Annotated in this window: 12 protein-coding genes and 1 pseudogene; 5 read left to right on the top strand and 8 right to left on the bottom strand. The window is 63.5% G+C overall.

From position 1 onward, the window contains the following. The 5 genes and pseudogenes from AC3WQN_RS04745 to AC3WQN_RS04765 form a co-directional block, all read right to left on the bottom strand. A pseudogene (locus tag AC3WQN_RS04745) lies at nt 1-281 on the bottom strand (lipoyl synthase); the annotation flags it as partial. An 86-nt stretch (nt 282-367) separates the two neighbouring features. Further along, nucleotides 368-1,624: a serine hydroxymethyltransferase gene (gene glyA / locus AC3WQN_RS04750; protein ID WP_103401649.1), complete on the bottom strand. Its 1,257-nt coding sequence runs from the start codon at nt 1,622-1,624 to the stop codon at nt 368-370. A 56-nt stretch (nt 1,625-1,680) separates the two neighbouring features. Continuing rightward, nucleotides 1,681-2,064: a glycine cleavage system protein GcvH gene (gene gcvH, locus AC3WQN_RS04755; RefSeq protein WP_095146599.1), complete on the bottom strand. Its 384-nt coding sequence runs from the start codon at nt 2,062-2,064 to the stop codon at nt 1,681-1,683. Between the two features lie 400 nt (nt 2,065-2,464). Further along, on the bottom strand, nt 2,465-4,000 hold the full coding sequence (gene gcsR / locus AC3WQN_RS04760) for a transcriptional regulator GcsR (RefSeq protein WP_103401632.1): 1,536 nt from the start codon (nt 3,998-4,000) through the stop codon (nt 2,465-2,467). A gap of 83 nt (nt 4,001-4,083) precedes the next feature. Beyond that, on the bottom strand, nt 4,084-5,007 hold the full coding sequence (locus AC3WQN_RS04765; protein ID WP_103401633.1) for a LysR family transcriptional regulator: 924 nt from the start codon (nt 5,005-5,007) through the stop codon (nt 4,084-4,086). Between the two features lie 151 nt (nt 5,008-5,158). On the opposite strand from AC3WQN_RS04765, the gene speB reads away from it, so the two are divergent. From speB to AC3WQN_RS04790, 5 genes are all read left to right on the top strand, one after another. Continuing rightward, nucleotides 5,159-6,157 (top strand): agmatinase, encoded by a 999-nt coding sequence (gene speB, locus AC3WQN_RS04770; RefSeq protein WP_103401634.1) that lies wholly within the window; start codon nt 5,159-5,161, stop codon nt 6,155-6,157. Between the two features lie 70 nt (nt 6,158-6,227). Continuing rightward, a complete protein-coding gene (locus AC3WQN_RS04775) occupies nt 6,228-7,736 on the top strand; it encodes an aldehyde dehydrogenase family protein (RefSeq protein WP_103401635.1) in 1,509 nt (502 codons plus the stop codon). Between the two features lie 168 nt (nt 7,737-7,904). Beyond that, on the top strand, nt 7,905-9,473 hold the full coding sequence (locus tag AC3WQN_RS04780; protein WP_103401636.1) for a purine-cytosine permease family protein: 1,569 nt from the start codon (nt 7,905-7,907) through the stop codon (nt 9,471-9,473). A 2-nt stretch (nt 9,474-9,475) separates the two neighbouring features. Beyond that, nucleotides 9,476-11,164 carry a choline dehydrogenase gene (gene betA, locus AC3WQN_RS04785; protein WP_095146594.1) on the top strand — a complete coding sequence of 563 codons (1,689 nt, stop codon included), beginning with the start codon at nt 9,476-9,478 and terminating at the stop codon, nt 11,162-11,164. Between the two features lie 216 nt (nt 11,165-11,380). Beyond that, nucleotides 11,381-11,683 carry a hypothetical protein gene (locus tag AC3WQN_RS04790; protein ID WP_095146593.1) on the top strand — a complete coding sequence of 101 codons (303 nt, stop codon included), beginning with the start codon at nt 11,381-11,383 and terminating at the stop codon, nt 11,681-11,683. Between the two features lie 114 nt (nt 11,684-11,797). Here AC3WQN_RS04790 and AC3WQN_RS04795 read toward each other — a convergent pair whose 3' ends face one another. From AC3WQN_RS04795 to mdeB, 3 genes are all read right to left on the bottom strand, one after another. Next, nucleotides 11,798-12,328: a hypothetical protein gene (locus AC3WQN_RS04795; RefSeq protein ID WP_095146592.1), complete on the bottom strand. Its 531-nt coding sequence runs from the start codon at nt 12,326-12,328 to the stop codon at nt 11,798-11,800. Nucleotides 12,329-12,550: 222 nt separating this feature from the next. Then, nucleotides 12,551-13,684 carry a branched-chain amino acid ABC transporter substrate-binding protein gene (locus tag AC3WQN_RS04800; RefSeq protein WP_103401637.1) on the bottom strand — a complete coding sequence of 378 codons (1,134 nt, stop codon included), beginning with the start codon at nt 13,682-13,684 and terminating at the stop codon, nt 12,551-12,553. Between the two features lie 48 nt (nt 13,685-13,732). Then, nucleotides 13,733-16,417 (bottom strand): alpha-ketoglutarate dehydrogenase, encoded by a 2,685-nt coding sequence (gene mdeB / locus AC3WQN_RS04805; RefSeq protein ID WP_218277366.1) that lies wholly within the window; start codon nt 16,415-16,417, stop codon nt 13,733-13,735. Nucleotides 16,418-16,427: the final 10 nt, after the last annotated feature.

A 16,427-nucleotide genomic window follows, 5' to 3' on the forward strand; every position in this document is an offset into this window, starting at 1 on the left:
ATGTCGCCCATGATCATGAAGGTCGCGGTACCGCCGGAGAAACACTCGCCCAGGTTCGGGCAGGAGGCTTCTTCGCAAACGCTGTGCAGCTTGTGTTTGCGCAGTAGGGCCTTGATCCGGTCGACTTCCGGGGACGCCGGGATGCGCACGCGAATCCAGTCGGGTTTGCGTGGCAGTTCATCGGTGGGGATGATCTTCACCGGAATCCGCGCCACCTTGTCGGCGCCGCGCAGTTTGATGCCCACTTGCACGGTTGCCGGGCTGTTGCCTGATGAGTCCACAAGCGTTCTCCTGTGCGGTGTCCTTGATAGATGAGAGGGGCAAGCTGTCGGGGGCAATGCGGGAGGCGTGCGCCTCCCGCTGCCGATCAGTTGCGGTAGACGGGGAAGTCCAGGCACATCGCGGCGGCCTGCCTGGCAACCTGTGCCTCGACATCGGCATCGCCGAGGTGATCGAGGATGTCGCAGATCCAGCCGGCCAGCTCAACGCACTGGGCCACCTTGAAACCACGCGAGGTCACGGCCGGGGTGCCGATGCGCAGGCCCGAGGTCACGAACGGCGACTGCGGGTCGTTCGGTACGGCGTTCTTGTTCACGGTGATGCCGGCACGGCCCAGTGCCGCGTCGGCATCCTTGCCGGTCAGGCCCTGGCGGATCAGGCTGACCAGGAACAGGTGATTGTCGGTGCCACCAGACACGACATCGTAGCCGCGTTCGATAAACACCTTGGCCATCGCCTGGGCGTTGTCGATCACGTGTTGCTGATACACCTTGAAGCCTGGCTCCAGTGCTTCCTTGAAGCACACGGCCTTGGCGGCGATCACGTGCATCAGCGGGCCGCCCTGGCCTCCGGGGAACACCGCGGCGTTGAGTTTTTTCTCCAGCTCCGGGTTCGACCTGGCCAGAATCAAGCCACCCCGAGGACCGCGCAGGGTCTTGTGGGTGGTGGTCGTCACCACGTCGGCGAACGGAATCGGATTCGGGTACAGGCCTGCAGCCACCAGACCGGCAACGTGGGCCATATCAACAAAGAGATAAGCGCCGACTTTGTCGGCGATCTGGCGGAAGCGCGGGAAGTCCAGGGTCTTGGAGTAAGCGGAGAAGCCGGCGATGATCATTTTCGGCTGATGCTCGACCGCCAGGCGCTCGACTTCGTCGTAGTCGATCAGGCCGGTGTCGGTGTCGATGCCGTATTGCACCGCGTTGTAGAGCTTGCCGGAGAAGCTGACCTTGGCACCGTGGGTCAGGTGCCCGCCGTGGGCCAGGCTCATGCCCAGCACGGTGTCGCCGGTTTGCAGCAGGGCCAGATAGACCGCCGCGTTGGCCTGGCTGCCGGAGTGTGGCTGGACGTTGGCGTAGTCGGCACCGAACAGTTGCTTGGCGCGGTCGATGGCCAACTGCTCGACCACATCGACGTGCTCGCAACCACCGTAGTAGCGCTTGCCCGGATAACCTTCGGCGTACTTGTTGGTCAGGCCGCTGCCTTGGGCCTGCATGACGCGCTGGCTGGTGTAGTTTTCCGAGGCGATCAATTCGATGTGGTGTTCTTGCCGCGCCTCCTCGGCATTCATTGCCGCCAGCAGTTCGTCGTCGTAGCCAGTGAGCCGGTCGTGTTTACTGAACATGGTGCGGTCCTCGATGGTGCGTGTTGGATGGCCGATGTGGCGGGCAATCAATGCCTTTAGCCGTGGTCCTGGTCGTTGATCAGGCGCTCGTAGGCGCTCTGGTCGAGCAGGTGGTGCATGGCGTCGGTGTCGTCGGGGTGCAGGCGGAAGAACCAGCCAGCCCCCAGTGCGTCCTCGTTGACCAACTCTGGCGAGGTTTCCAGGGTGGCGTTGACATCCACCACTCGCCCGTCCAGTGGCATGCCGATGTTGCTGGCGGCTTTCACCGATTCCAGCACGGCCACTTCTTCGCCGGCACGGTAGGCCCGCAACTCGGGCACCTGGACGAAGACCACATCGCCGAGTGCCTGCTGGGCAAACGGGGTGATGCCGACGGTGATCGAGCCATCGGACTCAAGACGCAGCCATTCGTGATCGACGGTAAAACGCAGGTTGCTCATATCCACTCCCCATTGTTCTGACTCGCCCGCTGCGTATGGCGGACGGCAATTGCCAGGCTTGTCCTGGAAGAGGCGCCTGGCGTGAGGGTTTAGAGCAAGGGCGATGCCAGTTCTATTTATTCGTTATAAAACAATAAGATGACGTTAATTCTTCAAGTCATATCGAACTGTTGTGTAGTGAAATCAATACAGTGCTCCGGGCACGGTCGTGGAACGGACGGGGTGTGGGCGATGGTGTCTGCGCATCAGGTATGGGTGTTAGCCGACCATTGCTTTCGCGGGCGAGCCCGCTCCCACAGGGGATGGGCCAGGTATCTGGGCAGGGCGGGAGAGGGGCCTGAATGAAGGGCGATAGCGTGCGTGTCGACTTCGCTACGTTGTATCGATTTGCAGACAGCGGTCAGTGCTTTTCCGGAATGCCGTATTTGCGCAAGCGGGTGGCGATCGCGCTGTGGGAGGTTTGCAGGCGGGTAGCCAGTAGCCGGCTGGAGGGGTAACTGCGGTAGAGCTGTTGCAGCAGGTTGCGTTCAAAGCCTTCGACGGCATCGCCCAGGCTCCCGACTTCGTCGGTGTTCTGGCGCGCGACGGCGGTCCTGGCGATGTCCAGGTCGTCGATGTCCACCAAGGGGTTCTCGCAAATGGCGGCGGCACGGAAGATCACGTTCTGCAGTTGCCGCACGTTGCCCGGCCAGCGGTTGCCCAGCAGCGCCGGGAAGGTGGCGGGGGCCAGTCGACACGGGGGGCGCTGGATCTGCGCGCAGGCTTGCTGCATGAAGTGCTGGGCCATCAACAGGATGTCATGCCCGCGCTCGCGCAGCGGCGGCACTTGCAGGTTGAGCACATTCAGGCGGTAGAACAGGTCTTCGCGAAAGCTGCCTTCACTGACCATTTTTTCCAGGTCGCGGTGGGTTGCGCTGAGGACGCGCACATTGACCCTGACCTCACGATCACCGCCGATGCGCCGGAAACAGCCATCGCTGAGAAAGCGCAGCAACTTGGCCTGCAGGTAGGGTGACATTTCACCGACTTCGTCGAGGAACACCGTGCCCAGGTCCGCCAGTTCCAGCAGGCCGAGCTTGCCGCCGCGCTGGGCTCCGGTGAAGGCGCCCGGGGCGTAGCCGAACAGCTCGCTTTCGGCCAGGCTCTCGGGCATGGCCGCACAGTTGAGCGCGAGGAAGGGCGCATCGCGCCGTGGGCTGATGGCATGGCAGGCGCGGGCCACCAGCTCCTTGCCGGTACCGGTTTCACCCTGGATCAGCAGCGGCGCGTCCAGGGTTGCCACGCGCTGGGCCCGGGCCTTGAGGGCGCGCACCGGAGGCGAATCGCCCAGCAATGCATCGAACCCGGCAGCGTGGTCGTGGTGCAGGGCGGCCACGCATTTGGAGATGCGCGCGGGCAGGTACAGGGTCAGCAAGCCGCCGGCCAGTGCCGGGCTGCCAGACTCGCCGGCGTCGCTGATCGGCATGGCATCGAGCAGCAGCGTCTGGCCGCCCAGGCTCACTTCACCCATGGGCAGGCGGAAGCCGCGTTCGATCAGGGTGGCTTGCAAGGACGGGTCATCGAACAGCGCGGTCAGTGGCTCGCCGGCCGGTTCCCGCCCGCACAGGGCGATCAAGGCCGGGTTGGCCAGCAGCACATGGCCGCGGCCATCCACCGCCATGACCGGGTCGGCGCTGGCCGCCAGCAAGGCATCGAGCTGCAGGCGTCGCCGTTGCCCCGGGAGCATGTCGACCACCGTCACCGCCTGCACGCCCTGTACGCCCAGAAAGGCTTCGCGCAACTCTTCCAGTACATCGGCGTCGAGGGTCGGGGCGTCGATGTAGACGTTGGGCGGCACCATCTCGACGGCGTCCAGGTTGAAACTGCGGCGACCGAGCAGGGCCAGCACTTCCTGGGTGATGCCGACGCGGTCGATGAAGGTGACATGGATGCGCATGGGTGGCCTGCAAGGGTGGGCATGGAATCTGCGTGAATCAGTATGCCGGGGCACGCTCGACGGTGGCGAGCGTGCCGGGCGGATTATTTCTCCCGGGGGAGGCCGGCCTTGCGCGAACAGGCGGCCAGGTCCTCGAGGAAGGCCTCGAGGATCGGCGGCGGGGCAATACCGCGCCGGGTGATGACGTCGAAAGGGGACATCAACTGCAGGCTCGACGGCGCCAGTTGCTGCATCTCACCGGTCTTGACCCACTGGGAGGCGAAGTGCACGGGCAGAAACCCCAGGTAGGCGCCGGAAATGATCAGGATCGCCAGGGCCTCGATGTTGTCCACGGTGGCGGCGGCCTTGCTGACGCCCAGGTGTTCCAGGTCGTACTGCTGCATGTAGCCCCGGGCGACAATCCGGCTGCTGCCGATTTCGGTCAGCAGTTCGTCACGTTCGGCCTGGCTGCCATAGAGCGGGTGACGGCGCCCGCAATAGAGGCCCAGGGCTTCCTGGTACAGCGGCGCCTGCAACAGGCCGGGCACATGGATCGGGAAGTGCCCGATGGCCAGGTGCAAGCGGCCATCGAGCACACGCTCCTCCAGTTCGGCGGGGGTGCCGACGTACACGTTCAGGTGCACGTCATGCCCCCGGGAGACGAAACGCTGGGTGGTCCGTGGAATCGGTGAGTCCGGGTCGGTGATGGTGGTGTCGATGATCCCCAGGTTGAGCTTGCCGCTGATGTGCTGCTTGAGCACGTCGGCGTCCATGCAGAAGTTCTCCACTGCCGAGAGCAGGCGCTGGGTGGCTTCATGGATGGCCACGCCTTGCTCGGTCAGGCGAAAGCCGCTGCGCCCGCGTTGGCAGAGCTTGACCCCGAGCCGGGTTTCCAGATGCGTCATCTGTTCGCTGATGGTCGACTGGCCCGCATTCAACGCCGCCTGCGCGGCGGAAAAGCCCCCGCACCTGACAATCGTGGCAAACACTCTGAGCAACTTCAGATCGACATCGTGCAGCTGGATCACCTTGGACCTCCCGCGTGTGGATGCATCGGTAACGCCGATATGAGTATCTGATGTTTAGCATTTTTTCCACGAAAACCTGCGCCCATAGTCACTCCAACGGCGGTCGCCTTGCAGTCCGCCTGGCCGATAACAAGAAGTGGAGAGGCTAGAAATGTCGAACAATGGTTATGAATCCGGTCGTCTGAACCTGCCATTCGTGGGGCACTGCACCTTTGGCAAATCCCCGGTGTGCACCGATTGGGATGCGCTGGATGCCGACGTGGCGATCCTTGGCGTGCCCAACGACATGGGCACCCAGTGGCGCTCCGGCGCACGCTTCGGACCACGGGGGATTCGCGAGGCATCGACGCTGTTCTCCTTCGGTCACGCCGGCGCCTATGACCACGAAGATGACGTGATGTACCTCACCGCCGCCGACGTACGCATGGTGGACGTTGGTGATGCCGATATCGTGCACACCGACATGGCCACCAGTAACGCCAACACCGAATACGCGGTGCGCAAGATTCTCGATGCCGGCGTGATGCCGGTGGTGCTCGGCGGCGATCACTCGGTACATGCCCCGGTGATCAAGGCGTTCGAGGGTCGCGGGCCGATCCACATCATTCACTTCGATGCGCACCTGGACTTCGTCGACGAGCGTCATGGCGTGCGCTACGGCCATGGCAACCCGCTGCGCCGCGCCTCGGAAATGAACCACATCGTCGGCATGACCCAGATGGGCATTCGCAACGTGTCGTCCTCCAACCGCGATGACTACGAAGCGGCCCACGAGGCCGGCTCGAAGATCCTCTCGGTGCGCGATGTGCGCCGCCTCGGTGTCGAAGGCGTGCTGGCGCTGATCCCGCAGAACATCAACTACTACATCACCATCGACATCGACGGCTTCGATCCGTCCATCGCCCCCGGCACCGGCACCCCGAGCCATGGTGGGTTCCTGTACTACGAAGTGCTGGAAATCATCCAGGCCCTGGCCAAGCGCAGCCAGGGCAACATCGTCGGCATGGACCTGGTGGAGGTCGCCCCGGTCTACGACCCAAGCGGCATGACCTCGATCCTCGCCGCCCAACTGCTGCTCAATAGCATCGGTTTCATCTTCCACGAGCGGGCCAAAGTGCGTGCGGCCGAGAGTGAAGCCACCCCGGCCTGATCAAGGACCGGATCGATCATCGAACCACAATGACCCGGCAGCACCTGACTGCCGGGCAGAGAGAATAAAAATGGACACGATCGTCAAGCACTACCTGCAGAAATACGGCGTCAGCGAAGCCACCCAGACCTTCCTCGGCAAGGTCCAGAAGATGTTCATCGCAGGCCAATGGGTCGAGGCCAGCGACGGGCAGACCTCCGACGTCATCGAGCCATCCACCGAGGGCCTGATCACACGCATTCCCATGGGCACCACCGAGGACCTGGATCGCGCCGTGCAAGCCGCCCGTGCCCAGTTCGACGGTGGCGCCTGGCGCCAGGCCAAACCCGCCGAACGCGAGCGGATGATCCAGCGCCTGGCCGACCTGATCGAAGCCAACGCCGCTGAGCTTGCCGAAATCGAGTCGATCGACATGGGCAAATCCGTGGCCTTCGCCCGGGACGTCGATATCCAGGGCACGGTCGATACCCTGCGTTACTTCGCCGGCTGGGCCACCAAGCTGCACGGGCGCACCGTCGAACCTTCGCTGCCGGGCAACTACCTGGCCTATACCCGCAAGGAAGCAGTGGGCGTGGTCGGCGCCATCGTGCCCTGGAACTTCCCGTTGCAGACCATGGCCTGGAAGCTCGGTGCCGCCTTGGCAACCGGTTGCACGGTGGTGGTCAAGCCCGCCGAACTGACGTCGCTGTCGGCCCTGCGGTTCGCCGAACTGGTGCAGGAAGCGGGCATTCCGGACGGGGTGATCAACATCGTCACCGGTCGCGGCAGCGTGGTCGGCGCGGCCATGGCCACGCACCCGGGCATCGACAAGCTGACCTTCACCGGTTCCACCCCGGTAGGCCGTACCGTCGGCCGCGCCGCGCTGGACGAGATGAAGCGCCTGACCCTGGAACTGGGTGGGAAATCGCCGGTGATCGTGCTTGCCGATGCGGACATTCCCGCCGCGGCTCAAGCGGTCGCCAACGGCGTGTTTTTCAACTCCGGACAGGTATGCGATGCCGGCACGCGGGCCTATATTCATAGCAGCGTCTATGACGAATTCCTGCGCGAACTGATCGCCTATACGCGCACCTTGAAAATGGCCCCCGGCATGGATCCGGACTGCTTCATCGGTCCGCTGGTCTCGGCCCTGCAAAAGCAGCGCGTGAGCGAGTACATCGAAACCGGCAAGCAGGAGGGCGCCACACTGGTCTACGGTGGTCAACCCGTCGATGGCCCGGGCTACTTCGTCGAACCGACCATCTTCGCCCACTGCCGCAATGACATGCGCATCGTCCAGGAAGAGATCTTCGGCCCGGTGCTGGTCACGGCACCGTTCGACGATGAGGAAGAGGCCCTGGCCCTGGCCAACGACTCGCCTTACGGCCTGGCGGCAGCCCTGTATTCCAATGACCTGGGCAAGGTGCACAGCCTGATCCCGCGCCTCAAGGCAGGCTCGGTCTACGTCAACGCCCACGGCACCCTCGATCCGTCGATGCCGTTCGGCGGCTACAAGCAGTCCGGGTTCGGCAAGGACCTGGGCGCAGAGCAGCTCGATTATCTGCTCGAAACCAAGGCAGTCTGGATCACGCTGCCTTAAGCACACTGCACCTGTGGCGAGGGAGCAAGCTCGCGCTGGGTCGCGAAGCGGCCCCAAAAAAATGGGCCTGCTACGCAGTCCAGCGCGAGCTTGCTCCCTCGCCACAAGGTCGCTCATCGCAAGGAACGCAGTTATTCCGTCATGATCTTCCAACAATAAGAGTCCATCATGAACATTGACGCCAAGCCCGCCCCGAGCGTGTCCCTTCGCGATGATCAGCCTGTCATCGAGGGGCATTCGATTGACTTCATCCCCGAAAACGAACGCAGCGACAAGCTGTCGAGCCAGGGCCCGTTCTGGTTCCTCGGCAACTTCACCTTCTTTACCATGACCATCGGCTTCGTTGGCCCCAGTGTTGGCCTGACTGCCTTGTGGACCACCCTGGCCGGCACGCTGGGCATCATGTTCGGCACGCTGTTCATGGCCTTTCACGGCTCCCAGGGCCCGCACCTGGGCCTGCCGCAGATGATCCAGTCCCGCGCGCAGTTCGGCTATCGCGGAGTGATCCTGGTGCTGTTGGCGACGCTGTTTGTGTTCGCCGGTTTCAACATCGTCAACCTGGTGCTGATGATGCAGGGCCTGCACACGCTCTTCGGTTTCAATCCCGTGGTGGTGGCCGTGGCGGTGACCCTCCCGGCGGCGGTCCTGGCGATCCTCGGCCATGACTGGATGCACCGCAGCTTCAAATGGGCGTTGTGTCTGTCGATCCCTCTGTACGGCCTGGTGACCCTGGCCGTGATGATGGGGTGGGTGCCCGATGCGCCGTTGCCGGTACTCGCGGCCGGCGAGGCAGAGGCAGCCCCCCTGGGCTTCAACTGGACCGGCTTTATCGCCCAGTTCGCGGCGGCAGCCAGCTACAACATCGCCTACGCCCCTTACGTGTCCGACTATTCGCGCTACCTGCCGAAGAACACCTCCAGCGGCAAACTGATCGCCGTGGTGTTTCTCGGGGCCTCGCTGTCCGGTGCCTGGATGATCTCGGTGGGTGGCTGGCTGGCCGATCACCTGCACTCCACCGATGTGCTGGTGGCCCTGGGGCAAGTGGGCAACACCGTATCGCCATTGATGGGCACGGCGGTGGTGGTGATTACCATCCTGGCGTTCCTGCCGGTGATCGCCATGAACATCTACAGCGCGAAGCTGACCACGCTGACCTGCGTCGACTCCATCTGGCACATCGAGCCGACCCGCAAGGCGCGGATCCTGGCCATTGCGTTCGTGATCCTGCTGCAACTGGGCGTGGCCCTGAGCATCCAGAGCAGCGGCAAGGGCTTGTCGGTGCTGGGTATCTACCTGGTGGTGATGCTGTACTTCCTGGTGCCGTGGACCTCGGTCAACCTCACTGACTACTTCTTCGTGCGCAAGGGCCGCTACGCCATCCCGCACTTCTTCATGCCCCACGGCAACATCTACGGCAGCTGGGGCCTGCGCGGCATCGCGGCGTACGCGATCGGCTTCATCTCCATGATCCCGTTCTTCTACATCTACGACGGCGTCGAGCAGCGCGAGGTGTATGTCGGGCCGCTCGCCAAGGCCCTGGGCAGTATCGACATCGCCTGGCTCGTCGGGCTGATCGTGTCGGGGCTGGTGTACTACTGGTTCAGCCGCTCCATCGACCTGAAACGCGAAGAAGCGGTGATCCAGCACATCGAAATCACCTCGCCGCAATACACCACCGGTGACTCGCTGACCCAGCGCACGTCGTCCGCATTCACTGAATCGAAGGTCGGGAGATAACCATGGCCATCCAACAATACGACTACATCATCATCGGCGCCGGTTCGGCAGGTTGTGTGCTGGCCAACCGCCTGAGCGAGGATGCGGCCACCTCGGTGCTGGTCCTGGAATTCGGCGGTAGCGACAAGAGTGTGGTGATCCAGATGCCCAGTGCCTTTTCGATCCCGATGAACACCAAGAAGTACAACTGGCGCTACGAAACCGAGCCGGAGCCTTACCTCAACGGGCGTCGCATCCACTGTCCGCGCGGCAAAGTGCTGGGAGGCTCGTCCTCGATCAATGGCCTGGTGTACATCCGCGGCCACGCCTACGACTTCGATGAATGGGAGTCGCTCGGCGCCCAGGGCTGGGGCTACCGCAATTGCCTGCCGTACTTCAAGCGGGCAGAGAGCTATGAAGCGGGTGGCGACAGCTATCGAGGGCAAAGCGGGCCCTTGCACACCACCAACGGCAACAACATGAAGAACCCGCTGTATGGCGCCTGGGTCGAAGCCGGTGCCCAAGCGGGGTACATCAAGACCGACGACTGCAACGGCTTCATGCAGGAAGGCTTCGGCGCCATGCACATGACCGTGAAGAACGGCGTGCGCTGCTCCACGGCCAACGCCTACCTGCGCCCGGCCATGGGGCGCCCGAACCTGACGGTGATCACCAAGGCAATGACCCGGCGGATAGTCTTCGAGGGCAAGCGCGCGGTGGGCATTCTCTACGACCATCAGGGCCAGACCCATGAGGTGCGCTGCAAGCGGGAAATCCTCGTGTCGGCCGGGCCGATCGGTTCGCCGCACCTGCTGCAACGTTCCGGCATCGGCCCGGCCGAGGTACTGCGCACCGCCGGGGTCGAGTTGCTGCATGACCTGCCGGGCGTCGGCGAGAACCTGCAGGATCACGCCGAGGTCTACATCCAGTTCGGCTGCAAGCAACCGGTCACCCTCAACAGCAAGATGGACCCGCTGAGCAAGCTGTTGATCGGCCTGCGCTGGCTGTTGTTCAAGGATGGCCTGGGCGCCACCAACCATTTCGAGGCCGGTGGTTTCATCCGTTCCGAGGAAGGGCTGCGCTGGCCGGACATCCAGTTCCACTTCCTGCCCGCGGCCATGCGCTACGACGGCAACAAACCGATCAAGGGCCACGGCTTCATGGTGCTCACCGGGCCGAACAAACCCAAGAGCCGCGGCTACGTGCGCGTGCGTTCCGCCGACCCGTACGAGCACCCGCTGATCCAGTTCAATTACCTGCAACGCGAAGAGGACCGCGAAGGTTTCCGCCGTTGCATCCGCCTGACCCGGGAGATCATCGGCCAGCCGGCGATGGATAGCTTCCGTGACGGCGAGATTGCCCCCGGCCCCCTGGTCAATACCGATGCCGAGATCGATGCGTTCGTGCGTGACAACCTGGAGAGCACCTACCATCCGTGTGGCTCTTGCCGCATGGGCGAGGACGACATGGCGGTGGTCGATTCCGACCTGCGGGTTCGGGGCATCGCGGGGCTGCGGGTGGTCGACTCGTCGGTGTTCCCGACGGAGCCCAACGGCAACCTCAATGCGCCCACCATCATGCTCGCCGAGCGCGCCAGCGACCTGATTCGCGGACGCCAGACGCTACCGGCCTCCGATGCACCGGTGGGGCTGGCCGATGCCTGGGAAACACGCCAGCGTACGTCGGCACCGGCGCGCAATGTGAGGGTTTGATTCCTGCGGCGTAACTGTTCGCGGACTGCTCCGATCAGGCACACGGCCTTGGCGAGCCATGCTCCCCAGGGCCGTGGCGCGTCAGGGCATGCGGTTGGCGTTGCCGCCAGCAGGGCAGGGGTGTGCGGACTGTAGTTTTCGGGTGTTTGCTATAGTCAGACGTTGCGGAGCAACGTAACCTTCGCCGGTTAAAGCATTCTACCGAGGAGTCCAGATATGCGAATCGTAGCGGCACTTGCCTGCACCTTCATGTTGTCCCTGACGTTGCCATCGATGTCATTTGCAGGTTCCGATTGTGATGATGCGGACAGTGCGAGTGAGCTCAGGAACTGTCTCAAGAACAACAGCGATTATGACAACGACAACAAAGGCAAAGGCAATTGCAATGCCAACGGCAATTGCGACAAGTCCAAGAACAAGGGCAAGAACAAAGGCGATGACGATGATTACGCGGTCAGTTGCATGGACATCAACAACCTGACCCTGCGCCGTGAGTGCATCGAGAAACGCAGGGACTGAAACCCCGATGCCCAATGGGGAGCGGACGCTGCAACAGCGCCCGCCGCTGACTGAAATACCGGCTCCGTGGGAGCCGGACACTCAGGCGGACCTTGGGCAGCCGGTCATTGCCGCTCAGCCTTCAAGGTATTCAATCACCTGATCAAGGGCACCAAGCGGCGGCGCCGCAGCCATCATGTCGCCTGGCAGGCACCATGGATAATTGAGGCGCTGTAGCCAATCCATCACCGGTTCCAGGTCCTGTGCAGGACAAGCCTGCATGTGCTCGATCGTAATGCTCAGGTGTTCTGCGAGCCCTGATTCCGGCAGGAACCGCCAAAGATAGTCCCCGCAGCCTACGCGCAGTTCGCCAGTGGCCTTGACTGACATGCCGACCAGCCATTTGCATCTATGTGTGGTCGCGCCTGTCGTTGGTGGGGCACCAAGACAGAAGGTGTAGACGTTTTCGTAGGTCTGGCCGAAGCGGCGTACCAATATGTCGGCGATGCCGGCCCGGCCGTCGACCGTCGGGGGGAATGAGATGGCACCTGTGCGCACAACCATTTCAAGGGTTGCATGGGCAGCAAAGCATTGACGCAGAAGATCGGGACGGTTGCCATCCTTGGCCAGAATGTAGTGCTCGATGGTACGGGCGGTGCTCTGCATTGCAGATTTCTCCTTGAAGTCGATGATGTCCAGTTTGATGCGTCGCGCAACCGGTTAACGGGCTGAAGGTCCGAGTATACGTTCCAGCGATCTCTCCCAGCTGCAACGGATGGCTTGCGCCTGTTGCTCAGGAGTCTTGAGGGTGACGATGGGGGGCGGGTGCGGCGGGAGGTTGTGCAACGACTGTGCAAGCCAGGCGGGCCGGCTTGCACAGCGGATCGGTCAGAGCCCTGCGCTGTGTTCGGCCACGGTCTTTGGCTTGCCGTAGTGCCATTCGTAGACCACGAATTTGAAGTCCTTGAGGTCGCCTTTCTCATCGAAGCTCAGGTCCCCGGTCGGGGTCTTGAAGGTGCCGCCATGGATCGCCTCGGCCACTTTCTCCGGGTCTTCGCTCTTGGCCGCCGCGATGGCGCCGGCAATCACTTCGACCGCCGAATAGGTGGGCAGGACAAACGGCCCGGTAGGGTTTTCCTGCTTCGCTTCGAAGGCTTGCACCAGAGCCTGGTTGGCCGGGTCCTGGTCGAAGGATTTAGGGAGGGTCACCAGCATGCCTTCCGAGGCGTCCTTGGCGATCTGCGAGATGGAGTCGTTACCCACGCCTTCAGGCCCCATGAAGCGGGCGGTGAGGCCTTTTTCCCTGGCCTGGCGCAGCAGCAGGCCCATTTCCGGGTGGTAGCCGCCGAAATACACGAAGTCGACATTGGCCTGCTTGAGTCGGGTCAGGATCGAGGAATAGTCGCGCTCGCCGACGTTGAGGCCTTCGAACATCGCAACCTTGATGCCTTCCTTGCCCAGGATGTCGCGGACCGAGGTGGCGATGCCTTCGCCGTATTGCTGCTTGTCGTGCAGGACCGCGACGCTGGCCGGTTTCAGGCCCGTGATGTAGCGCGCCGCAGCCGGGCCCTGGGCGTTGTCCAGGCCGATGGTGCGGAAGATCATCCGGTAGCCGCGCGCCGTCAGTTCCGGGCTGGTGGCGGCCGGGGTAATCATGACGATGCCTTCGTCTTCGTAGATGTCAGACGCCGGTTGGGTCGAGCTGGAGCACAGGTGGCCGACCACGAACTTGATGCCGTCGTTGACCACTTTGTTGGCCACCGCCACCGCTTGCTTGGGGTCGCAGGCATCGTCGTATTCCACGGCCACCAGTTGCTTGCCGTCGACGCCACCCTTGGCGTTGATTTGCTCGATGGCCATGCGGGCACCGCTGAACTGCATGTCACCGTACTGCGCCACCGGGCCGGTCTTGGGGCCGGCGATGCCGATCCTGATGCTGTCGGCCGCCAGCGTATGGCAGGACAGGCCAGCGAGGATCATGGCGCTGAGCAGGCGGGTGGTTGTGTTGTTGATACGACTCATGGGGGTTCCACTCCTGTGGGTAACGATTCATAAGGGGTTGCAGGTGATTCAGCGATCCCAGGGCGCGGTGCGCGCGGGGTCGGGTTTGTAGCGCCGGATCGCCTCGGCGAGTACGCCAGGGTCGAGGCCGTCGTGGTCCACCAGGCTTTTCAAGCCGGCAATGACAATGCTGTACCGGTCCACCTCAAAGAACTCCCTGAGGTTGTGGCGATTATCGCTGCGCCCGAAACCGTCGGTGCCCAGGGTGGTGTAGGGCGCTTCCAGGTATTGGGCGATCAGTTGGGGCCAGGCGCGGATGTAGTCGGTGGCGGCGATGACCGGCTGTGTGCCGCCCAGGTATTTATCCAGTTGGCTGCTGCGTTGGGCGCCGGCCTGCAGGCGATTGTCGCGCTCGACTTCGCGAGCCTGGCGTGCCAGTTCGCTGAAGCTGGTGGCGCTGAACACCTCGCTGTCGATGTTCCAGTCCCGGGCCAGGATCGCGCTGGCTTCGATCACCTCCCGCAGGATGGTCCCGGAGCCCAGCAGCCGCAGGCGAATCCGCGAAGCCTCCGTGCTGCTGCTCGAATAGCGGTACAGGCCGCGCAGGATATCGTCGTGCCGGTCGGCATCGATCGATGGCTGGGGGTAGTTCTCATTCATCACCGCCACGTAGTGGAACTCGTCGCACTGTTCCTCCAGCAGGCGGCGCGCAGCGTGGTCGAGGATCACCGCCAGCTCCCCGGCAAAGCACGGGTCCCAGGCGCGGCAGTTGGGCACCATCGAGGCCATCACCAGGCTGGAACCGTCCTGGTGCTGCAAGCCTTCGCCACCCAGGGTGGTGCGGCCGGCGGTCGCCCCCAGCAAAATGCCCCGGGAGCGCTGGTCGGCGGCAGCCCAGATCAGGTCGCCGACCCGCTGGAAGCCGAACATCGAGTAGTAGATGTACACCGGCAGCATCGGCTCGCCGTGCACCGAATAGGAGGTGGCCGCCGCGACCCAGGACGACAGGGCACCGGCCTCGGTGATGCCTTCTTCCAGCAACTGGCCATTGCGCGATTCGCGATAAGACAGGATCGAGCCGCTGTCTTCCGGCTCGTACAACTGCCCGTGGGGCGAGTAAATGCCGATCTGCCGAAACAGGCTGGCCATGCCGAAGGTGCGCGCTTCATCGGCGACGATCGGCACCACCCGTGGTCCCAGTTGCGGGGCCTTGAGCCAGGCGGTGAGTAGGCGCACGGCGGCCATGGTGGTCGACATCTCCTTGCCCTCGGCCTGCAAGGCAAAGCTTGCGGTGACGTCCAGCGGCGGCACCGGGATCGTTGGCGCCTGGTGCTTGCGCGCCGGCAATGGCCCGCCCAGGGCCTGGCGCCGGGCATGCAGGTAGCGCATTTCCGGGCTGTTTTCCGGCGGACGATAGAAGCGCAGTTGCTCGACGTCCTCATCCGTCAGCGGCAGGTGGAAGCGGTCACGGAAGGTCAGCAGGGCAGTGATATCGAGCTTTTTCGCCTGGTGCGCGGTCATTCGCGACTCGCTGGCGGCGCCGATGCCAAAGCCTTTCTTGGTCTTGGCCAGAATCACGGTCGGGCGGCCCTTGCAGGCCTTGGCGGCGGCAAAGGCGGCGTAGAGTTTGCGCAAGTCGTGCCCGCCGCGCTTGAGGGCGTTGATCTCCTCGGCGCTCATGTGCTCCACCAGGCGCCGGACGTTCGGGTCCTTCTGGAAGAAGTGCTCCAGGTTATACGCGCCGTCATGGGCGCCGAGGGTCTGGAATTCACCGTCGGGGGTCGCCGCCAGGCGCTTGAGCAGCACATGTTCGGTGTCGCGGGCGAACAGCGCATCCCACTCCGAACCCCACAGGACTTTGATCACGTTCCAGCCAGCACCGGCGAACAACGCTTCCAGTTCCTGGATGATCTGGCCGTTACCGCGCACCGGGCCGTCGAGGCGTTGCAGGTTGCAATTGACGATGAAGGTCAGGTTGTCCAATTGCTCCCGGGCGGCCAGGGACAGGCCGGCGATGGATTCCGGCTCGTCCATCTCGCCATCGCCGAACACGCCCCAGACGTGGCGCCCATCGGTCTGCTTCAGGCCACGGTGTTGCAAATAGCGCATGAACCGCGCCTGGTACACCGCGCTGATGGGGCCGATGCCCATGGACCCGGTGGGGAATTGCCAGAAGTCCGGCATCAGCCACGGATGGGGGTAGGAGCACAGGCCGGGGCCGTTGATTTCCTGGCGGTAGTTGGCCAGTTGCTCTTCACTCAGGCGCCCTTCGAGAAACGCCCTGGCATACACCCCGGGCGCCGAGTGTGGCTGGAAGAACACCAGGTCGGCATTGCGCTGGCCATCGTCGCCATCCCCGCGGAAGAAGTGCTGGAACCCCACCTCGAAGATTTCCGCCGCCGACGCGTAACTGGCGATATGCCCACCCAGTTCGCCGTAGGCCTGGTTGGCGCGAACCACCATGGCCAGGGCGTTCCAGCGCAGTAACCCGGTGATGCGCTCTTCCAGCGGCAGATCACCGGGGTAGCTGCCCTGTTGCTCCAGGGAGAGGGTGTTGCGGTAGGCGGAAAAGGCCTGGGCCTCGCGGCTGATGCCGTGTTCGCTGGCATATTCTTCCAGGCGCTTGAGCAGGTAGCGGGCGCGCTCCGGGCCGCAGGCGTCGAGGGTGGAACCCAGGGCGTCGAGCCATTCCCGGGTTTCCTGCGGGTCCTGGTCACTGAAGTCGCTGTCGTTGTCGGGGTAAGCCATGGCCATTTTCAACCTC

The organism is Pseudomonas sp. FW300-N1A1 (assembly GCF_058789115.1).

Excerpts from the sequence above, each read along its gene's own strand:
- mdeB (WP_218277366.1), bottom strand. The coding sequence starts at position 16,417 with ATGGCCATGGCTTACCCCGACAACGACAGCGACTTCAGTGACCAGGAC.
- AC3WQN_RS04795 (WP_095146592.1), bottom strand. The coding sequence starts at position 12,328 with ATGCAGAGCACCGCCCGTACCATCGAGCACTACATTCTGGCCAAGGAT.
- AC3WQN_RS04790 (WP_095146593.1), top strand. The coding sequence starts at position 11,381 with ATGCGAATCGTAGCGGCACTTGCCTGCACCTTCATGTTGTCCCTGACG.
- AC3WQN_RS04800 (WP_103401637.1), bottom strand. The coding sequence starts at position 13,684 with ATGAGTCGTATCAACAACACAACCACCCGCCTGCTCAGCGCCATGATC.
- betA (WP_095146594.1), top strand. The coding sequence starts at position 9,476 with ATGGCCATCCAACAATACGACTACATCATCATCGGCGCCGGTTCGGCA.
- speB (WP_103401634.1), top strand. The coding sequence starts at position 5,159 with ATGTCGAACAATGGTTATGAATCCGGTCGTCTGAACCTGCCATTCGTG.
- gcsR (WP_103401632.1), bottom strand. The coding sequence starts at position 4,000 with ATGCGCATCCATGTCACCTTCATCGACCGCGTCGGCATCACCCAGGAA.
- glyA (WP_103401649.1), bottom strand. The coding sequence starts at position 1,624 with ATGTTCAGTAAACACGACCGGCTCACTGGCTACGACGACGAACTGCTG.
- AC3WQN_RS04780 (WP_103401636.1), top strand. The coding sequence starts at position 7,905 with ATGAACATTGACGCCAAGCCCGCCCCGAGCGTGTCCCTTCGCGATGAT.
- gcvH (WP_095146599.1), bottom strand. The coding sequence starts at position 2,064 with ATGAGCAACCTGCGTTTTACCGTCGATCACGAATGGCTGCGTCTTGAG.
- AC3WQN_RS04775 (WP_103401635.1), top strand. The coding sequence starts at position 6,228 with ATGGACACGATCGTCAAGCACTACCTGCAGAAATACGGCGTCAGCGAA.